General features: G+C 72.8%; 11 protein-coding genes and 1 pseudogene. 3 read left to right on the top strand and 9 right to left on the bottom strand.

Annotated features, from left to right (window positions below):
- Nucleotides 1–35: 35 nt before the first annotated feature.
- The 3 genes from OHA34_RS15660 to OHA34_RS15670 are packed head-to-tail and all read right to left on the bottom strand — an operon-like array spanning nt 36 to nt 3,690.
- The gene (locus tag OHA34_RS15660) at nt 36–638 is read right to left on the bottom strand and encodes a GTP-binding protein (protein WP_285941911.1); all 603 of its coding nucleotides are present in this window, start codon (nt 636–638) and stop codon (nt 36–38) included.
- 16 nt (nt 639–654) lie between these two features.
- Complete coding sequence (locus tag OHA34_RS15665) at nt 655–1,032, bottom strand: DUF742 domain-containing protein (protein WP_285941912.1); 378 nt, start codon at nt 1,030–1,032, stop codon at nt 655–657.
- Nucleotides 1,033–1,038: 6 nt separating this feature from the next.
- Nucleotides 1,039–3,690, bottom strand: coding sequence for a nitrate- and nitrite sensing domain-containing protein (locus OHA34_RS15670; protein WP_329522048.1), 2,652 nt, complete (start codon nt 3,688–3,690; stop codon nt 1,039–1,041).
- 239 nt (nt 3,691–3,929) lie between these two features.
- Between OHA34_RS15670 and OHA34_RS15675 the strand changes: the two genes are divergently transcribed.
- Nucleotides 3,930–5,144 (top strand): ABC transporter substrate-binding protein, encoded by a 1,215-nt coding sequence (locus OHA34_RS15675; protein ID WP_329522049.1) that lies wholly within the window; start codon nt 3,930–3,932, stop codon nt 5,142–5,144.
- 83 nt (nt 5,145–5,227) lie between these two features.
- A complete protein-coding gene (locus OHA34_RS15680) occupies nt 5,228–5,890 on the top strand; it encodes a DUF5701 family protein (protein ID WP_329522050.1) in 663 nt (220 codons plus the stop codon).
- Between the two features lie 40 nt (nt 5,891–5,930).
- Here the strand turns inward: OHA34_RS15680 and OHA34_RS15685 are convergent, their stop codons facing one another.
- The gene (locus OHA34_RS15685; protein WP_329522051.1) at nt 5,931–7,454 is read right to left on the bottom strand and encodes an MFS transporter; all 1,524 of its coding nucleotides are present in this window, start codon (nt 7,452–7,454) and stop codon (nt 5,931–5,933) included.
- Nucleotides 7,455–7,560: 106 nt separating this feature from the next.
- Here OHA34_RS15685 and OHA34_RS15690 point away from each other — a divergent pair, with 106 nt between their 5' ends.
- Nucleotides 7,561–8,286: a TetR/AcrR family transcriptional regulator gene (locus tag OHA34_RS15690; protein WP_329522052.1), complete on the top strand. Its 726-nt coding sequence runs from the start codon at nt 7,561–7,563 to the stop codon at nt 8,284–8,286.
- Between the two features lie 176 nt (nt 8,287–8,462).
- Here the strand turns inward: OHA34_RS15690 and OHA34_RS15695 are convergent.
- The 5 genes and pseudogenes from OHA34_RS15695 to OHA34_RS15715 all read right to left on the bottom strand — a co-directional run.
- Nucleotides 8,463–8,573, bottom strand: a pseudogene (locus OHA34_RS15695) (GNAT family N-acetyltransferase); the annotation flags it as partial.
- 472 nt (nt 8,574–9,045) lie between these two features.
- Nucleotides 9,046–10,068, bottom strand: a complete 1,023-nt coding sequence (locus OHA34_RS15700; RefSeq protein ID WP_285941919.1) for a family 2 encapsulin nanocompartment cargo protein polyprenyl transferase — start codon at nt 10,066–10,068, stop codon at nt 9,046–9,048.
- Nucleotides 10,069–10,082: 14 nt separating this feature from the next.
- Nucleotides 10,083–11,453: a family 2B encapsulin nanocompartment shell protein gene (locus OHA34_RS15705; protein ID WP_285941920.1), complete on the bottom strand. Its 1,371-nt coding sequence runs from the start codon at nt 11,451–11,453 to the stop codon at nt 10,083–10,085.
- The gene (locus OHA34_RS15710; RefSeq protein ID WP_329522053.1) at nt 11,450–13,855 is read right to left on the bottom strand and encodes a terpene synthase family protein; all 2,406 of its coding nucleotides are present in this window, start codon (nt 13,853–13,855) and stop codon (nt 11,450–11,452) included. The genes OHA34_RS15705 and OHA34_RS15710 overlap by 4 nt, the downstream gene beginning before the upstream one ends.
- On the bottom strand, nt 13,842–15,239 hold the full coding sequence (locus OHA34_RS15715; RefSeq protein WP_285941922.1) for a family 2B encapsulin nanocompartment shell protein: 1,398 nt from the start codon (nt 15,237–15,239) through the stop codon (nt 13,842–13,844). Before OHA34_RS15715 ends, OHA34_RS15710 begins: the two co-directional genes overlap by 14 nt.
- Nucleotides 15,240–15,363 lie beyond the last annotated feature (124 nt).

Here is a 15,363-nt window from a genome sequence, read left to right on the forward strand (position 1 = left end):
TTCCGGGGCCCGGCTCGGGCCCCGGCCGGACGGTCCTACGAGACCGGCACGCCCGACTCGTACTCCCGCTGGTGGACGGTCAGGACGTGCCGGACGAGCAGCGTCAGCACATCCTTGCCCGACTTGCGGTCGCGCACGTCGCACAGCACCACGGGGGTGTCCTCGCTCAGGTCGAGGGCGTCGCGGATCTCGTCGGAGGTGTAGGCGTAGCCGTCGTCGAAGCAGTTCACCCCGACCACGAACGGCAGGCCGCGGCTCTCGAAGTAGTCGACGGCCGGGAAGCAGTCGGCGAGGCGCCGGGTGTCGGCGAGCACGACCGCGCCGAGCGCGCCGTAGGACAGCTCGTCCCACATGAACCAGAACCGGTTCTGGCCGGGCGTCCCGAACAGGTACAGGACCAGCCCGTCCCGGATGGTGATGCGGCCGAAGTCCATCGCGACCGTGGTCGTGGTCTTGTGCTCCACGCCCGCGGTGTCGTCGACGTCGACGCCCTTGTCGGTCAGCAGTTCCTCGGTCTGGAGCGGCGTGATCTCGCTGACCGCCGCCACCAGCGTGGTCTTGCCGACCCCGAACCCGCCCGCCACGAGGATCTTGACCGCGACGGGCACCGAGCCACCCGCGGACGGGATCTCGCTCATTGCACCCGAATTCCCATTAGAGCGCTTGGAGTCCATGGAGCACTTCCCTGAGCAGACGTTCCTTGGAGAGCGCGCTCTCCTCCTGTGGACTGGTGACGGCGATGAGCCGGTGATGCAGAAGGTCGCCGAGCAGCACCCGGACGACGACCAGCGGCAGCCTCAGCCGCGCCGCTATCTCGGCGACGGGCTGCGGCGCCAGGCACATCTCCAGGATGGCCAGATGCTCCGGGCCGATCCCGGGAGTGCCCGACCTCGGCCGCGCCGAGGTCGAGACGATCGTGATCATATCGAAGCTCTCGCGCGTGGCCGGCCGGGCACGGCCCCGCGTCAGCGCGTACGACCGGACCAGGGGCCCGGCCTCCTCATCGATCCACTCGTTCCCGGATCCGGTCATCGGATGTCACGAACCCTCGTCGTCGTTCTCGATGGCCTCGGCGCGACCGCGCCGGGTGCCCTGTTGAATGGCCGACATCATCGTCCGCAGATCCTCCGGGGAGCGTTCGGGGGCAGACGGGCCCGAAGCCTCGGGCGCCGACCCCGCGGCCTCGTCGCGCAGTTGCGCGGCGAGGTTCTCCTGGCGGACCCGCTTGGGAAGCGACGGCCGTCCGCCACGACCGCCCCCACCTCCCCCGCCGGTACCGCCGGACGGCCGCCGCCGGACTTCCCGCGGTGACCGCGGCAGCCGCTGCGGCCCCGTCTGGGTGCCGGAACGCCGCGAGGGCGCCGAGCCCTGGATCGGCTCCTCGAACACGGTACGCGACGCGGCGGCGACATCGCCGGGGCTTGCGTTTTCTCCTTCCGGGGGGCCGCTCGGCGCCTCGCCGAACATCCCTCCGGGAGGCGCACCGCCCTGCGGGGACGCGGCCCCGAAAGGCGTGCCCGGCCGAGATCCCGGCCCGCCGTTGGACGGCCGGGCGTTAGACGGGCCGCCATTGGACGGGCCGCCGTTGGACGGGCCGCCGCCCTGGGCGTCGGGGACGACCTCGTACGCCCCGGAGCCCGTCGATCCGGCGGCGTGCCGTCCGGTCGGCAGTTGCAGCACCGAACCGCCGGCGCCGTTCGCGTCGTGCCCACCGGGCCCGGCCGGGCCCGAGGCCAGTTCCGCGACCGCGTGCCGCCGTCCGCCGCCCATGACCGAGCCGACCGGGACGAGGGCGTCCTCGGCACGGCGCGTCGCGACCGGAGCGCTCTCCAGCTCCGCGGCGTCCGCGCGCACCACCAGTTCCTCCGGCAGGAGCACGATCGCGGTCATCCCGCCGTACGGCGAGGTGCGCAGGGTCACCTTGATCCCGTGCCGGTGGGCCAGCCGCCCGACGACGAACAGGCCGAGCTGGGCGCTGTCGGACAGGTCGAACTCGGCGGCCGTGGCCAGCCGCTCGTTGGCCGCTCTGAGGCTCACCTCGTCCATGCTGAGGCCGCGGTCCTCGACCTCCAGCGTGAAGCCGTGCGCGACGGCCTGCCCGCTGACCTGGACGGTGGTGTGCGGCGGGGAGAACGAGGCGGCGTTCTCGATCAGCTCGGCGAGCAGGTGGATGACGTCGGCGACGGCCGGGCCGAGCACCGCCGACTGCGGCATCGGCGCCACGTTCACCCGGGTGTAGTCCTCGACCTCCGACGCGGCGGCGCGCGCCACGTCGATGATCCCGACCGGGCTGCGCCAGCCGCGTCCGGGCGCCTGCCCGGACAGGATGATCAGGCCCTCCGCGTGCCGCCGCATGCGGGTGGCCAGGTGGTCGACGCGGAACAGGTCCTCCAGCTCGTCGGGCGCCTCCATCCGGCGCTCCATCGCGTCGAGCAGGTTGAGCTGGCGGTGCAGCAGCGTCTGGCTGCGCCGGGCCAGGTTGACGAAGACGTCGCTGACGTTGCGGCGCAGCGCCGCCTCCTCGACCGCGCCCTGGATCGCGGTCCGGCGGGCGGCGTTGAACGCGTCGCCCACCTGGTCGATCTCGCGGGTCCCGAAGGACAGCGGCGGCGCCTCGGCGGCCACGTCGACCTCCTCGCCGCGGCGCAGCCGGGCGATCACGCCGGGCAGCCGGACATCGGCCAGGTCGAGTGCCTCGCGGCGCAGCCGGGCCAGCTCGCGGATGACCGAGCGGGCCACCCAGACGGCCAGGACGAGCGAGGCGATGACCGCGACCAGCCCGAGCGCGCCGGCCAGCACCACGCGCAGGATGATCGTGTCGGAGATCGGCTTGGCCCGCGCCTCGGCCGCCGCGGCGACCGACAGCTCCAGGCCGCGCAGCCGGGTGAGGTTGGAGTCGGCGGTGGTCTTCCAGGCCACGCCGGCGCTGCCGCCGGCCTTCATCCGGCGCAGACTGATGAAGTAGTTCTCCGCCTGCCGGAGCCGTACCGCCTCCGGCATCGTGACGACCCGCTGGTAGTAGCTCTGGTCGGCGGGCCGCAGCTCACCGGCGGTGAAGGCGTACAGCGACCGCTGCGTGCCGACGAGCTTGGTGAACTCGGCGCGCTCGCCGGCCGTCATCCGGCCCGCGGCGAGGACGCCGGCGAGCAGCGCGTCCTCCTGGGAGAGGATCTCCCGGGCCCGCGCCAGCGACGCCTGGCTGCGCGCGTCCTTGGCCACCTCGGAGTTGTCCAGGGTGGACAGCGTGCCCTGGAGGGTGCCGACGTCGGCGAGCAGGGCGGTGTAGTCGGCGTAGGCCCGGGTGCGGACGGTCGCGCCCGAGTCGACCGAGCGCCGTCCCGCGGCGAGCGCGTCCAGCCCGGCACCGATCTTGTCGGTGAGGCGGCGTGCCTGCACGGGCGCGGAGTCCCGGGCGCCGGGGTCCTTCACCAGGCCGCGGAACAGGTCGGCCTGCCGGTCGGTGACCAGCCGTGCCGACTCCATCGACGCCTGGTCGCCGACCGCCTTGCTGCCGAGGTAGACCATCGACGCGCGGCGTTCGGCCTGGAGGGCGCTGCCGAGAGCGCCCGCCGGGTAGCCGTAATGCTCCTGGACGGTCTTCACATGGCGCAGGTTGAGTCCCTCGCCGAGAGCGATGCTCGCGGCGAAGGCCCACAACACGGCGAGCGACACCACCGACACAAGGACCATGAGGATGACCTTGAACCGGATGGATCTGAAGCGCGCGGCCTTGGGACCGTCCCGCCTGTGGCTGACTGCTGATTCCACTCGACGGCCTCGTGTTCGCACTGCGATGGATCTTTCAGGTTGGCGGGGCTTGGGGCGGAACGCAGCAGAGCCTAGAACGGAGACGGGCATGTGTCGACAGTTTCCGAATCATCACCCTTTGTGGCCACGTACCGCCGCCGGACCCCCTACGATCGGCTAGCGTGATCTTCGGAACTCGGCACCCCCGGACGTCCTCGGCCCGCTCCCGGCTCACTCTGGCCGTCACCGCGCTGACGGCCGCCGCCGCGCTGGCCGGCGGTTGCGGCGACGGGAACTCCGGCGAGGCCGCCGCCCTGCCCAACATCCCGATGGCGCAGGACGTCGGCGCCTCGGAGGGCCGGCTCAAGCTGGTCATCTGGGCCGGGTACGCCGAGGACGGCAGCAACGACAAGAAGGTCAACTGGGTGACCCAGTTCACCAAGGCCACCGGCTGCAAGGTCGAGGCCAAGGTCGCCGACACCTCCGACTCGATGGTCGCGCTGATGAAGACCGGGCAGTACGACGGGGTGTCGGCGTCCGGCGACTCCAGCCTGCGGCTCATCTACGGCGGGACGGTCGCGCCGGTCAACACCGGCCTGCTCAGCGGGTACGCCGACGTCGCGCCGTTCCTCAAGAACCAGCCGTACAACTCGGTCAAGGGCCAGATGTACGGGATGCCGCACGGCTACGGCGCCAACATGCTGATGTACCGCACCGACAAGTTGCCGGAGCGGCCCACCTCGTGGGACGTGGTCTGGGACAAGGACTCCCCGGCCGCCGGGCACGTGGTCGCCTACGACTCCCCCATCTACATCGCCGACGCCGCGCTCTACCTCAAGACGCACCGTCCCGACCTGAAGATCAAGGACGTCTACGCGCTGGACGACGAGCAGTTCGAGGCCGCGGTCGACCTGCTCAAGCAGCAGCGGCCCAACGTCAACCAGTACTGGGCGAGCTACACCGACGAGCTCCAGTCGTTCAAGCAGGCCAACAACTACGCGGGCACGGCCTGGCAGGTGACCGCCAACCTGGCCATCGCCGACAAGAGCCCGGTCGCGACCACGCTGCCGTCCGAGGGCGCCACCGGCTGGTCGGACACCTGGATGATCTCGTCCCGCGCGCAGCACCCGAACTGCATGTACAAGTGGATGAACTGGATCATCACCCCGAAGGTGCAGGCGCAGGTCGGCCAGTGGTTCGGCGAGGCGCCCGCCAACCCGAAGGCGTGCCGCTACACCGCCAAGGGCTTCTGCACGACCTACCACGTGGGCGACCCGGGGTTCTATCAGCGGCTCGCGTTCTGGCGGACCCCGACGGCCGACTGCGGCGACGGCCGCGGCTCGACCTGCGCGGACTACAACCGCTGGGCCAAGGCCTGGACGCAGATCAAGGGCTGACCCGGGCCGCCCCCTGGAATAGGAACCGAATCTCTGTATGTTGTACGGAGTAATCGGTTCCGCCAGAGAGAGGCCCTATCCACGTGACGTCCACCGACGCGGGCACGGAGTTCGACCGGCAGGTCCGGACCCTGCTCGACAAGCGCTACCACGAGCACGCGGGACTGAGCGCCGAGGCGTTCACCGAGTTGCTGTCCCCGCTTCGCGCGACCGTGACGAAAGACACGGCCGCGGCGGGGGCCGGAGGCTCCGTGGACGCCCCCGAGGAGGGCCGCGTCCCGTTCGTTCTGGTGGTGACCCGGGAACTGGTGCCGATCGAGGACTCCATCCGGCTGACCACCGTGGCCGGACGCACCAAGCCCGGCGTCATCGACCGCCACTACAAGGAGGGCGACATCGGGCGCTTCGTCTCCACGGAGGAGACCGGAGCACCCGACGCGCCCGCCTACGTGCTCTTCGGCGTCGAACGGGGCGAGGAGTTCTGCGGGGCCGTCCCGAACGACGCGATGGCCGCGATCGCCGGCCGCGGCCGGACCCCGCTCACCATCGAGGAGGGCATCGCGCTGGTCACCCAGCATCCGTCCGCGCTGGCCAAGAACAAGTGCTTCTCGCTCGGCGGCTCCCGCTGCGGCGACCGCCGCGTCCCGGCCATCTGGATCAGCCAGAACGCGCCGAAGCTGGGCTGGTGCTGGGCCGGCAACCCGCACACCTGGCTCGGCATGGCCTCCGCCGCCGCCCGCGCCTGACCACCGTCCCCGTCCCCGTCCCCGTCTCCGGTCGCGCCGGTCACCCCGTGGCGGGCGCGGCCGGGTCGGACTGCGGTTCGGCGGCCGGACCCACGGGCGCGGCCGGCGGCGAGGGGCGCAGCACGGCGAAGGCGAGCACCGCGGCGGCGATCCCGCCGATCACGCCCGCGATCGACGTGGTCGACATCGCGTCGGTGAAGGCGTCCCGCGCCGCCACGGCCAGCGCCGCATCGCCCCGCTCCGCCGCGATGCCCAGCGCGTCCCCGATGGACTCCCGCGCCGGGCCGGTGACCCCGTCCGGCAGATTGCCCGAGTAGGCCGCCGACAGGACGCTCCCCAGCACCGCCACACTGAGCGCCTGGCCCAACTGCTGGACGGTGTCGTTGACCGCCGAGCCGACCCCGGCGCGCTCGGGCGGCAGCGCGCCCAGCAGCGTCCCGTACGCGGCCGGCCCCATCGTCCCGCTGCCCATCCCCATGACCACTAGGGCGACCGCCAGCTTGAGGTAGCCGTCGCCGGCGGACAGCGTGGCGAGCACACCGAACCCGGCCGCGAGCAGCGCGAGCCCGCCGGCCACGGCGATCCGGGCGCCGAACCTCTTGTCGACCAGCACCCCGACGCCGTTGAACACCATCGCGGAGACGATGAGCGGGATGAACGCGGTGCCCGCCTTGAGCGGGCTGTACCCGAGCACGAACTGCAGGTACTGGGTGAGCGCGAGCATCAGCCCGCCCGCCGAGAACGACATCAGCACGACCGACAGGCTGGCCCCGCTGAAGTTGCGGTCGAGGAACAGCCGCATCGGCAGCATCGGCTCCGGGCAGCGCTGCTCCCACAGCACGAACGCGGCCATCGCGGCGACGCTCACCACGAACCCGCCGCCCGTCGCCGGCGAGGACCAGCCGTCCCGCGCGACCTCGATGACCCCCCACACCAGCGCGGTCATCCCGATCGTGGACAGCACCGCGCCCACCAGGTCCGGGCGCACCGCCGGACCGCGCGACTCGGGGATGATCAGCAGGGCGGCGAGCACGCCGAGCGCCGCGATCGGCAGGTTCAGCAGGAACACCGACCCCCACCAGAAGTGCCGCAGCAGCAGCCCGCCGACGACCGGGCCGCCGAGCGCGCCCAGCATGAGCACCGAGCTCCAGATGGCCAGCGCCTTCTTGCGCTCGCCGTCGTCGAAGACCGTGGTCAGGATGGACAGCGTGCCCGGCATGAGGAACGCGCCGCCGACGCCCATCAGCGCCCGCGCGGCGATGAGCTGCCCCGGCGAGTCCGCCAAGGTGGCGAGCGCCGACGCGCCGCCGAACACCACCAGCCCGACGATCAGGCCGCGGCGCCGCCCGTACCGGTCGGACAGGGCGCCCGCGGTGAGCAGCAGGCCGGCGAACACCACCATGTAGGCGTCCAGGATCCACTGGATGTCGGCGTTGCTCGCGTGCAGGTCGCGCATCAGCGACGGGATCGCGACGTTGAGGACGGTGTTGTCGATGATGACGACGAGCAGGCTCAGGCACAGGACGCCGAGGATCAGCCAGCGGCGCGGATGAGGGGGTTGCATGGCTTCCGTTCGTACAGCGGACCTATTTTCGAACACCGTACCAATCCTCGTACAGCGTCTGCCAGACGGTAAAGTGAACCCCCACCCCGTGCACGAAGGACGCTGAATGCCGCCCACTCCCGACCCCATCGCCGGCTCGGTCTGGCTGCGCCCGGCCCGGCCCCGCCGGGGCCGCCCGCAGCTCAGCCGCGAAGAGATCGTCGGCGCCGCGATCGAGATCCTCGACGCCGACGGGCTGGACGGCCTGAGCATGCGCCGCCTCGCCGCCCACCTCAGCGCGGGCGCCACCTCGGCCTACTTCTACGTCGCCACCAAGGACGAGCTCCTCGAGCTGGCCGTCGACGAGATCATGGGCGAGATCGACATCCCCGACCCCGCCGGGGTCGGCTGGCGCACCGCCGCCGCCGCCCTCGCGGGCGGCCTGCGCGGGGTGATCCTCCGGCACACCTGGCTGACCGGGCTGCTCGGCGTCCACCCCGCCATCGGCCCGAACGCCCTGCGCATCGGCGAGCGCTCCGCGGCGGTCCTCACCGCGGCCGGCTTCGCGGGCAAGGAACTCGCCTGGGCCAGCTCACTGCTGACCGCGCACGCCGTCGGCGCCGCCACCGCCGAGGCGGCCCTGCAGAGCGCCATGGCGCAGGCCGGCAAGAACGCCGCCGACCTCCTCGGCCAGCTCCACCCCTATATAGAGAGTGTCGCCGGCGAGTACCCCATGCTGGCCGCCTGGTTCGGCCAGAACGAGTCGCTCGACGTCGCCGCGCACCAGGACGCCGCCTTCGCCTTCGGCCTGGAACGCGTCCTGGACGGCCTGGAGTCCTGGCTCAAGAAGTAGCGGCCCGGTCGGCGGGTGCCGCGATGCGGTACTGCGTGGTGTTCTCCTCCGCGTCGGTGGCCGCCCGCTGGAAGCCGGCCTTCTCCAGCACCCGGACGGACGGCGGGTTCGACAGTTCCCACGTTGGCGTAGACGGTGCGGACGCCCGCTGCGGTGAAGGCGAAGCCGGTCAGGGCGCGGGTTGCCTCCGAGGCGTAGCCGCGGCCCCGCCGGGAGGCCACGACGCCGTACCCGATCTCCAGGCCGCCGGCGCTGTGCGGCAAGAACAGTCCGATCGAGCCGACCACCAAACCGCTGTCGCGCTCGATGATCTGACGGTGGCCGTACTCGCCCAGCCATGCCGGGTAGGCGCCGAACAGGCCGGCGACGACGTGATCCCCTTCGGCGGGGAAGTCCGCGGCCCAGTGCGCCGGCCGGACGCCGCTCGATGATCAGTCGTCCTCACGACGCCACGAGGCTAGCGACCCCTCACGGCCTGGACAAACGGATTTCGGGCGGGGCCCAGCGGAGACCGAACCCCGTCATTCGACAGCCGAGCGACCGGTCGGCGCATCGCGTGGCAGCAGTTCGACTCGCCCCTGAAACAGTGCCGGGCCCTCGGATCGGAGCATCTCCACCGGTGATGTGGAGGGTCGGCGGGGTCCAGCGGCTGAACGTCCGGCACGCCCTGAACGACGCGTCACGGCCGAACCCCCGGAATCGCGGGGGTCGCGCGGGCGCCGGACGCGCGGTCACGTAACGGCCGGCGCCCGCGCGACGTCAGTGGTCCCTGCGGGTGACCAGGCGGGCGAGGACGCGCAGTTCCTCGCTCGCCGTCGAGGCCGGCGCGGCGGCCTCGAGCTGGGACAGCGCACCCGCCAGCAGCTCGTCGGCGCGCCGGACGGCCCAGGCCCGTCCGCCGGCGGCCTCGGTCAGCGTCGCCGCGCGGGCCGGTTCGTCGCCGGTCAGGGGCCGGTCGCGCAGGTAGAGGGCGGACAGTTCGGCCCCGGCGGGGGTACCGGAGGTGAGCGCCGCGACCACCGGGAGGGACTTCTTCCGGTTGCGCAGGTCGGAATGGACGGGTTTACCGGTGACGTCCGGGTCGCCCCAGATGCCGAGCAGGTCGTCGATGAGCTGGAAGGCCAGCCCGAGCCGCTCGCCGAAGGCGCGCAGCCGGTCGACCTGCTCGCTGGTGCCGCCGCCGTACACGGCGCCGAGGGCGCACGCGCAGCCGAGGAGCGCACCGGTCTTGCGGCCGGCCATCCGCAGGCACTCGTCGACCGTCACGTCGGAGCGCTCCTCGAACGACATGTCCGAGCTCTGCCCCTCCACCAGCTCCAGCACGGCGGCGCTGAGGACGCGGACCCCCCGGGCCGCGGCGGGGCACCGCTCGTCGGCGACGACCTCGAACGCCGCGGCGAGCAGGGCGTCACCGGCGAGGATCGCCGCGCTCGTGCCGAACACGCTCCACGCGGTCGGACGGTGCCGGCGGGTGAGGTCCTCGTCCATCACGTCGTCGTGCAGCAGCGAGAAGTTGTGCGTCAGCTCGACCCCCAGCGCGGCCGGCAGCGCCGCTGCCGCCGTGCCGCCGACCGCACCGGCCGCCAGCAGCGTCAACGCCGGCCGGATGGCCTTGCCCCCGCCGCCGCCCGACTCGTCCTGCCAGCCGAAGTGGTACTCGGCGATGCGCCGCATCGACTCGGGCAGGGCGTCGACCGCGGAGCGCAGCGCGGGGTCGACCAGCCCGCGGCTCCAGGCCAGCACCTCGGCCGCGGAACGGGCCGTCTCCCGGGTGGACGCCATGTCGGTCCCCCCTCTCACCTGGCGATCTCCACGTTCTCCAGGACGCCGAGGGCGTCGGGGACCAGGATCGCGGCCGAGTAGTAGGCGCTCACCAGGTAGGACAGGATCGCCTTGTCGCTGATCCCGGTAAACCGCACCGACAGGCCCGGCTGCACCTCGTCGGCCATCCCGGTGCGGTGCAGCCCGACCACGCCCTGGTCGGACTCCCCGGTGCGCAACACCAGGATCGAGCTGGTGCCGGACGGGGTGACCGGGATCTTGTCGCACGGGTAGATCGGCACGCCGCGCCACGCCTGGACGGTCCGTCCCTGCGACTGGACCGTGGCCGCGTAGACGCCGCGCCGGGTGCACTCGCGGCCGAACGCGGCGATGGTGCGGGGGTGGGCGAGGAAGAACCGCGACCCGCGGCGCCGGGACAGCAGATCGTCCAGGTCGTCGGGGGTTGGCGGGCCGCCGCGGGTCTGGATCCGCTGTCGCAGGTCGGCGTTGTGCAGCAGCCCGAAGTCGCGGTTGTTGATCAGTTCGTGCTCCTGGCGTTCGCGGATCTCCTCGATGGTCAGCCGGAGCTGCTGCTCGAGCTGGTTCATCGGCTGGTTGTAGAGATCGGCGACGCGGGTGTGCACCCGGAGCAGCGTCTGGGTGACCGCCAGCTCGTACTCCCGCGGGGACGCCTCGTAGTCGACGAACGTGCCGGGCAGCGACGGTTCGCCGTCGTGCCCCGCCGCCAGGTCGATCGCCGACTCGCCCTGCTTGTTCTGCGGCCGGACGGGGGCGCGCAGGTACGCGTCCAGGTGCGCGCGGAGCGTCTCGGACCGGCCGGTCAGCTCGCCGATGGCGTCCCGGGAGAGCGTCAGCACCGTGCAGGGGGTGAGCGCGCGGAGCGCGTGCCCCCACTCCTCGGCCGTGCCGAGCAGCGCCCGGTCGCCGAAGAACTCCCCGTCGGCGAGGACGCCCAGCGCGGTCTCGTCGCCGTACTCGCCGGTGCCGACCTGCGCGACCTTGCCGTGCGCGATGAGGAACACCTGGTCGAGGGGCCCGCCGGGCTGCACGATGACCTCGCCGGGCGCGTACTCCCGCTGGACGAACCGCTCGGCGATGCCCTCCAGGACCGCGGGGTCGTCGAGGCCGCGCAGCGGGGGCAGCTCGGCCAGCTCGGGCGGGACGACGCGGACCCGCGCGCCGATGTTCACGAACGTCACCCGGCCGTCGCCGAGCTGGTACGTCAGCCGCCGGTTGACGCGATAGGTGCCGCCCCCGGCCCGCACCCACGGCAGCACCCGCAGCAGCCACCGCGGCGTGATGCCCTGCATCTGCGGTACGGACTTGGTGGTCGTCGCGAGATTGCGCGCCGCCGCCGTACTCAGGCTCAACTGCTGCTCCGTCATGAACCGCGACCTCCCGGCATCGTTGAGTGCTTAGGTGAGTGGAGCGCCCCCTTGAACGCCCCCAGATCCGCCGCCGAGGTACCGAGCCCCACCGGCCCTCCGAGCCCCTTCGGCCCGGCGAACCCGGTCGACCCGCTCAGCACGATCGGCCCGCCGGGCGCTGTGGGCTTGGTGCGTGCCGGCCGGGTGCCCGGCCCGCCGCCTCCACCGGGGGGCGGAGGGACGCGGGGGCGGCGGGGTGGGCCGTGGGTGGACCGGTGGCGGGCGAGGGCCGGGGACGCGGCCGGGGACCCGGACGGGGACCCGGATGGGGCGCGGTAGCGGCCGGTGGTGGCCGCCCATTCCAGGTCGCCGGCCATCCAGCGGCGGAGGCCCTCGATGTGGCCGGTCAGGCGATCGCGGGCGGCGGGGTCGAGGCCGTCGGTCAGCGCGGGCAGTTCGGCCGTGACGATGCGGTCGAACTCGCGGGTGCGCGCGGCGGCCAGGTCGCCGACGATCTCGGCCGCGCGGCGCGGGGCGCAGCCGAGGAAGCCCGCGACGGCGAGCACGGCGTTGTCGAGCTCCTCGCCGTCCTCGACCTCCCTCCGGTACGCCAGCAGGTCGTGGTGCAGGCCGCCGACGTCGGCGAAGGCGTCGACCAGGGCCCGCATCGGGCCGGTGCCCAGCACCGCGGCCGGGACCTCGTCCTGGAGGCAGTGCCGCAGCAGGCCGGTCGAGAACTCGGCTCCGCCGGTGGTGCGGCGCATCTCGATGTGGTCGACGGGGTCGGGGACCCGGCGCTGGGCGTGCCCGGCCAGCTCCCACAGCCGGCTCCCGACGAAGCGGCCCACCACGGCGGCGAACTCACGGCGGTCGGCCACCGTCATCGCCGGGGCGGTACGGGCCCACAGGTCGGCTAGCGCCCGTTCGGCCGGGGCCGCCGGGACGGCCCCGGCGGCCGGGTCGGCCGGCATGAACTCCGCCAGCCGCGCGACGAAGGCCCTGGCACCGACGGCGTCGCAGGCGCGCGTGAACCGTTCGGCGAACAGGTCGTCGACGTAGAAGCCCCACAGGTGCCAGTCGTTGACCAGCTCCAGCCCGGCGCCGGACGCGTCGGGATGGGTCAGCGCGGCGAACAGCCCGTAGTCGGCGGCGTCGAACGCGTCGCGGTCCCAGCCGCCCTGGTCGAGCAGGCCCATCTCGGCCGCCCAGGTCCCGGCGTGCGCCCGGACGGCGTCCACGCGCGGGTTGAGCCGCGCGCCGTACGGGACGGTGAGCCGGGGGGCCTCGAAGGGTTCGGCGGCCGTGCGCGCGGCGGCCGGGGGGCCGCCGCGCGGGGGACGCTCGGGCACGCGGGGCCGGACGGCCGAGGTGCCGAGCCCGAGGGGCCCGGACGGCAGCGGCCGGCCGGCCCCCTCGGCTCCCCGGTCCGTGTAGCGGCCGGACCGCAGATGCCACGCGTGCGCGCCCGACTGCCAGTCTTGGAGGCCCCGGACGTACCTGAGCACGCCGAGCCGCGCCTCGGGCGTCGGCGCGTGCTCGTCGAGCAGCGGGGGCAGCTCGGTGCCGGCGGTGTTCTCGAACTGCCGCAGCCGCGAGGTCAGCAGGTCGTTGACCGTGTCGGCGGCCCGCTGCGGACCGACGTCGAAGAACCTCTGCACGACCAGCACGCCGTTGTTGAGCTCGTCCTCCTCCTCGGTCTCGCGCCGATAGGAGAACAGGTCGTTGCGCAGGTGCACGGCGTCGGCGAACGTGTCCTTGAGCACGCGCAGCGGACGGGTCGCGGCGATCCCGGCCGGCAGCTCGGCGCCGAGGGCGACCTCGACGAGGTCGGCCGACCAGGGCGCGCCGCCGACCTTGCGGCGCATCTGGACGTAGTCGATCGGGTTGGGCACCCGCCCCTCGTCGATGTTGGACAGCTCCCAGAGCGACTCCTGGAGCAGGTTGCGGGTGCTCTCGGCGAACCGTGCGCGCCACTGCCCCGACATGAGCGGGACGGTGCGCGCCCATAGGTCGGCGAGGCCCCGTTCGACCGGGTCGCGTGGCTCGGCCGGGGGCGCCTCGCCCGGGTCCGCCGGCATGAACGAGGGCAGCCGCGCCAGGTACGCGCGGGCGCCCGCCATGTCGCGGGGGCGTTTGTAGTGCTCCAGGAAGTGGTCGTCGAAGTAGAACACCCAGACGTACCAGTCGTTCACCAGGTCGAGGACGGGGGCGGGGGCGTCGGGGTGGGTATAGGCGGTGAGCAGGGCGTAGTCGTGGGCGGCGTAGTCCTGCTCGGTCCAGATGAGGGGGGCGGCGCCGTCCGGGGGGAGGACGCCCATGTCGCGGGCCCACCGCGCGGAGTGCGCGCGGCTGCGTTCCAGGTGCGGGTTCAGCCGCGCCGGATGCGGCAGGTAGAAGTCGGGGAGGTCAAAGGGCGGCACTGGCCGCACCGCCATGCGCGATCTCGACGCTCTCCAGGATGCCGAGCGCGTCGGGCACCAGGACGGCGGCCGAGTAGTAGGCGCTGACGAGGTAGGAGATGAGCGCCTTGTCGTCGATGCCCATGAAGCGGACCGACAGGCCGGGCTGGAACTCGTCCGGGATGCCGGTCTGGTGCAGCCCGACGACGCCCTGGTCGGACTCGCCGGTGCGCATCAGCAGCACCGAGCTGGTCCGGGTCGGGCTGATCGGGATCTTGTTGCTCGGGAAGATCGGGACGCCGCGCCAGGCCGGGACCTTGCTGCCCTGCACGTCGACGCTCTCGGGGTAGACGCCGCGCGCGCTGCACTCGCGGCCGAACGCCGCGATCGTCTTCGGGTGGGCGAGGAAGAACGCCGGGTCCTTCCAGACGAGGGTGAGCAGGTCGTCCATGTCGTCGGGGGTGGGCGGCCCGGTGCGGGTGTGGATGCGCTGGGTGAGGTCGGCGTTGTGCAGCAGCCCGAAGTCGCGGCTGTTGATCAGCTCCTGCTCCTGCCGCTCGCGCAGCGCCTCGATGGTCAGCCTGAGCTGCTGCTCGACCTGGTCCATCGGCTCGTTGTAGAGGTCGGCGACCCGGGAGTGGACCCGCAGCACGGTCTGGGCGACGCTCAGCTCGTACTCGCGCGGCGAGCCCTCGTAGTCGACGAAGGTGCCGGGCAGGGACGGCTCACCGGAGTGCCCGGAGGCCAGCTCGATCGCGGCTTCGCCGTGCTCGTCCTGCGCGCGCTCGGGCCGCTCGCGGAAGTCGGCGATGTGCGCCTGGAGCTCCTCGGAGCGGCCCAGGACCTCCCGGAACTCCCCTTCGGACAGGGTGAGCAGGGTGCAGGCGGTCACCGCCCTGACGGTGTGGTCCCAGTCGGGCTGCTCGCCGAGCAGCGCCCCGTGGCCGAAGAACTCGCCGCCGGCGAGCACGCCCAGCAGGGCGTCGTCGCCGTACTCGCCGGTGGCGATCCGGTTGAGCTTGCCGTGCGCGATCAGGAAGACCTGGTCGACCGGCCGGCCCTGCTCGACGATGACGTCGCCGGGCGCGTACTCGCGCTGGACGAAGCGGCCGGCGAGGCCCTCCAGCACCGGCTCGTCCTCGAAGCCGCGCAGGGGCGGCAGCTCGCCGAGCTCGCGCGGGACGACGCGGACGTCGGCGCCGGTGGTCACGAACGTGATCCGCCCGTCGCCGACCATGTAGCTGAGCCGGCGGTTGACCCGGTAGGCGCCGCCGGCCGCCTGCACCCAGGGCAGCAGCTTGAGCAGCCACCGGGAGGAGATGCCCTGCATCTGGGGGACGGACTTGGTCGTCGTCGCGAGATTGCGTGCCGCCGCCGTACCCAGGCTCAACTGCTGTTCCGTCACGATCCACACCACCGATTCCGTTGCTGCCGACAGAAATGGTCGCTCTGAGAGCGAATGGAAGAATCAGCGGAATGGACACTCATGTTCGATGGTGTCCTTTATGTACACATGCATTTCCCGCCGC

The sequence above is a fragment of the Spirillospora sp. NBC_01491 genome (assembly GCF_036227065.1).
In the GTDB taxonomy this organism is placed as follows: Bacteria; Actinomycetota; Actinomycetes; order Streptosporangiales; family Streptosporangiaceae; genus Spirillospora; species Spirillospora xylanilytica.

What these genes read in the sequence shown, in the direction of transcription:
- OHA34_RS15660 (WP_285941911.1), bottom strand. Translation starts at nt 638, where the DNA reads ATGAGCGAGATCCCGTCCGCGGGTGGCTCGGTGCCCGTCGCGGTCAAG.
- OHA34_RS15665 (WP_285941912.1), bottom strand. Translation starts at nt 1,032, where the DNA reads ATGACCGGATCCGGGAACGAGTGGATCGATGAGGAGGCCGGGCCCCTG.
- OHA34_RS15670 (WP_329522048.1), bottom strand. Translation starts at nt 3,690, where the DNA reads ATGGTCCTTGTGTCGGTGGTGTCGCTCGCCGTGTTGTGGGCCTTCGCC.
- OHA34_RS15685 (WP_329522051.1), bottom strand. Translation starts at nt 7,454, where the DNA reads ATGCAACCCCCTCATCCGCGCCGCTGGCTGATCCTCGGCGTCCTGTGC.
- OHA34_RS15690 (WP_329522052.1), top strand. Translation starts at nt 7,561, where the DNA reads ATGCCGCCCACTCCCGACCCCATCGCCGGCTCGGTCTGGCTGCGCCCG.
- OHA34_RS15700 (WP_285941919.1), bottom strand. Translation starts at nt 10,068, where the DNA reads ATGGCGTCCACCCGGGAGACGGCCCGTTCCGCGGCCGAGGTGCTGGCC.
- OHA34_RS15705 (WP_285941920.1), bottom strand. Translation starts at nt 11,453, where the DNA reads ATGACGGAGCAGCAGTTGAGCCTGAGTACGGCGGCGGCGCGCAATCTC.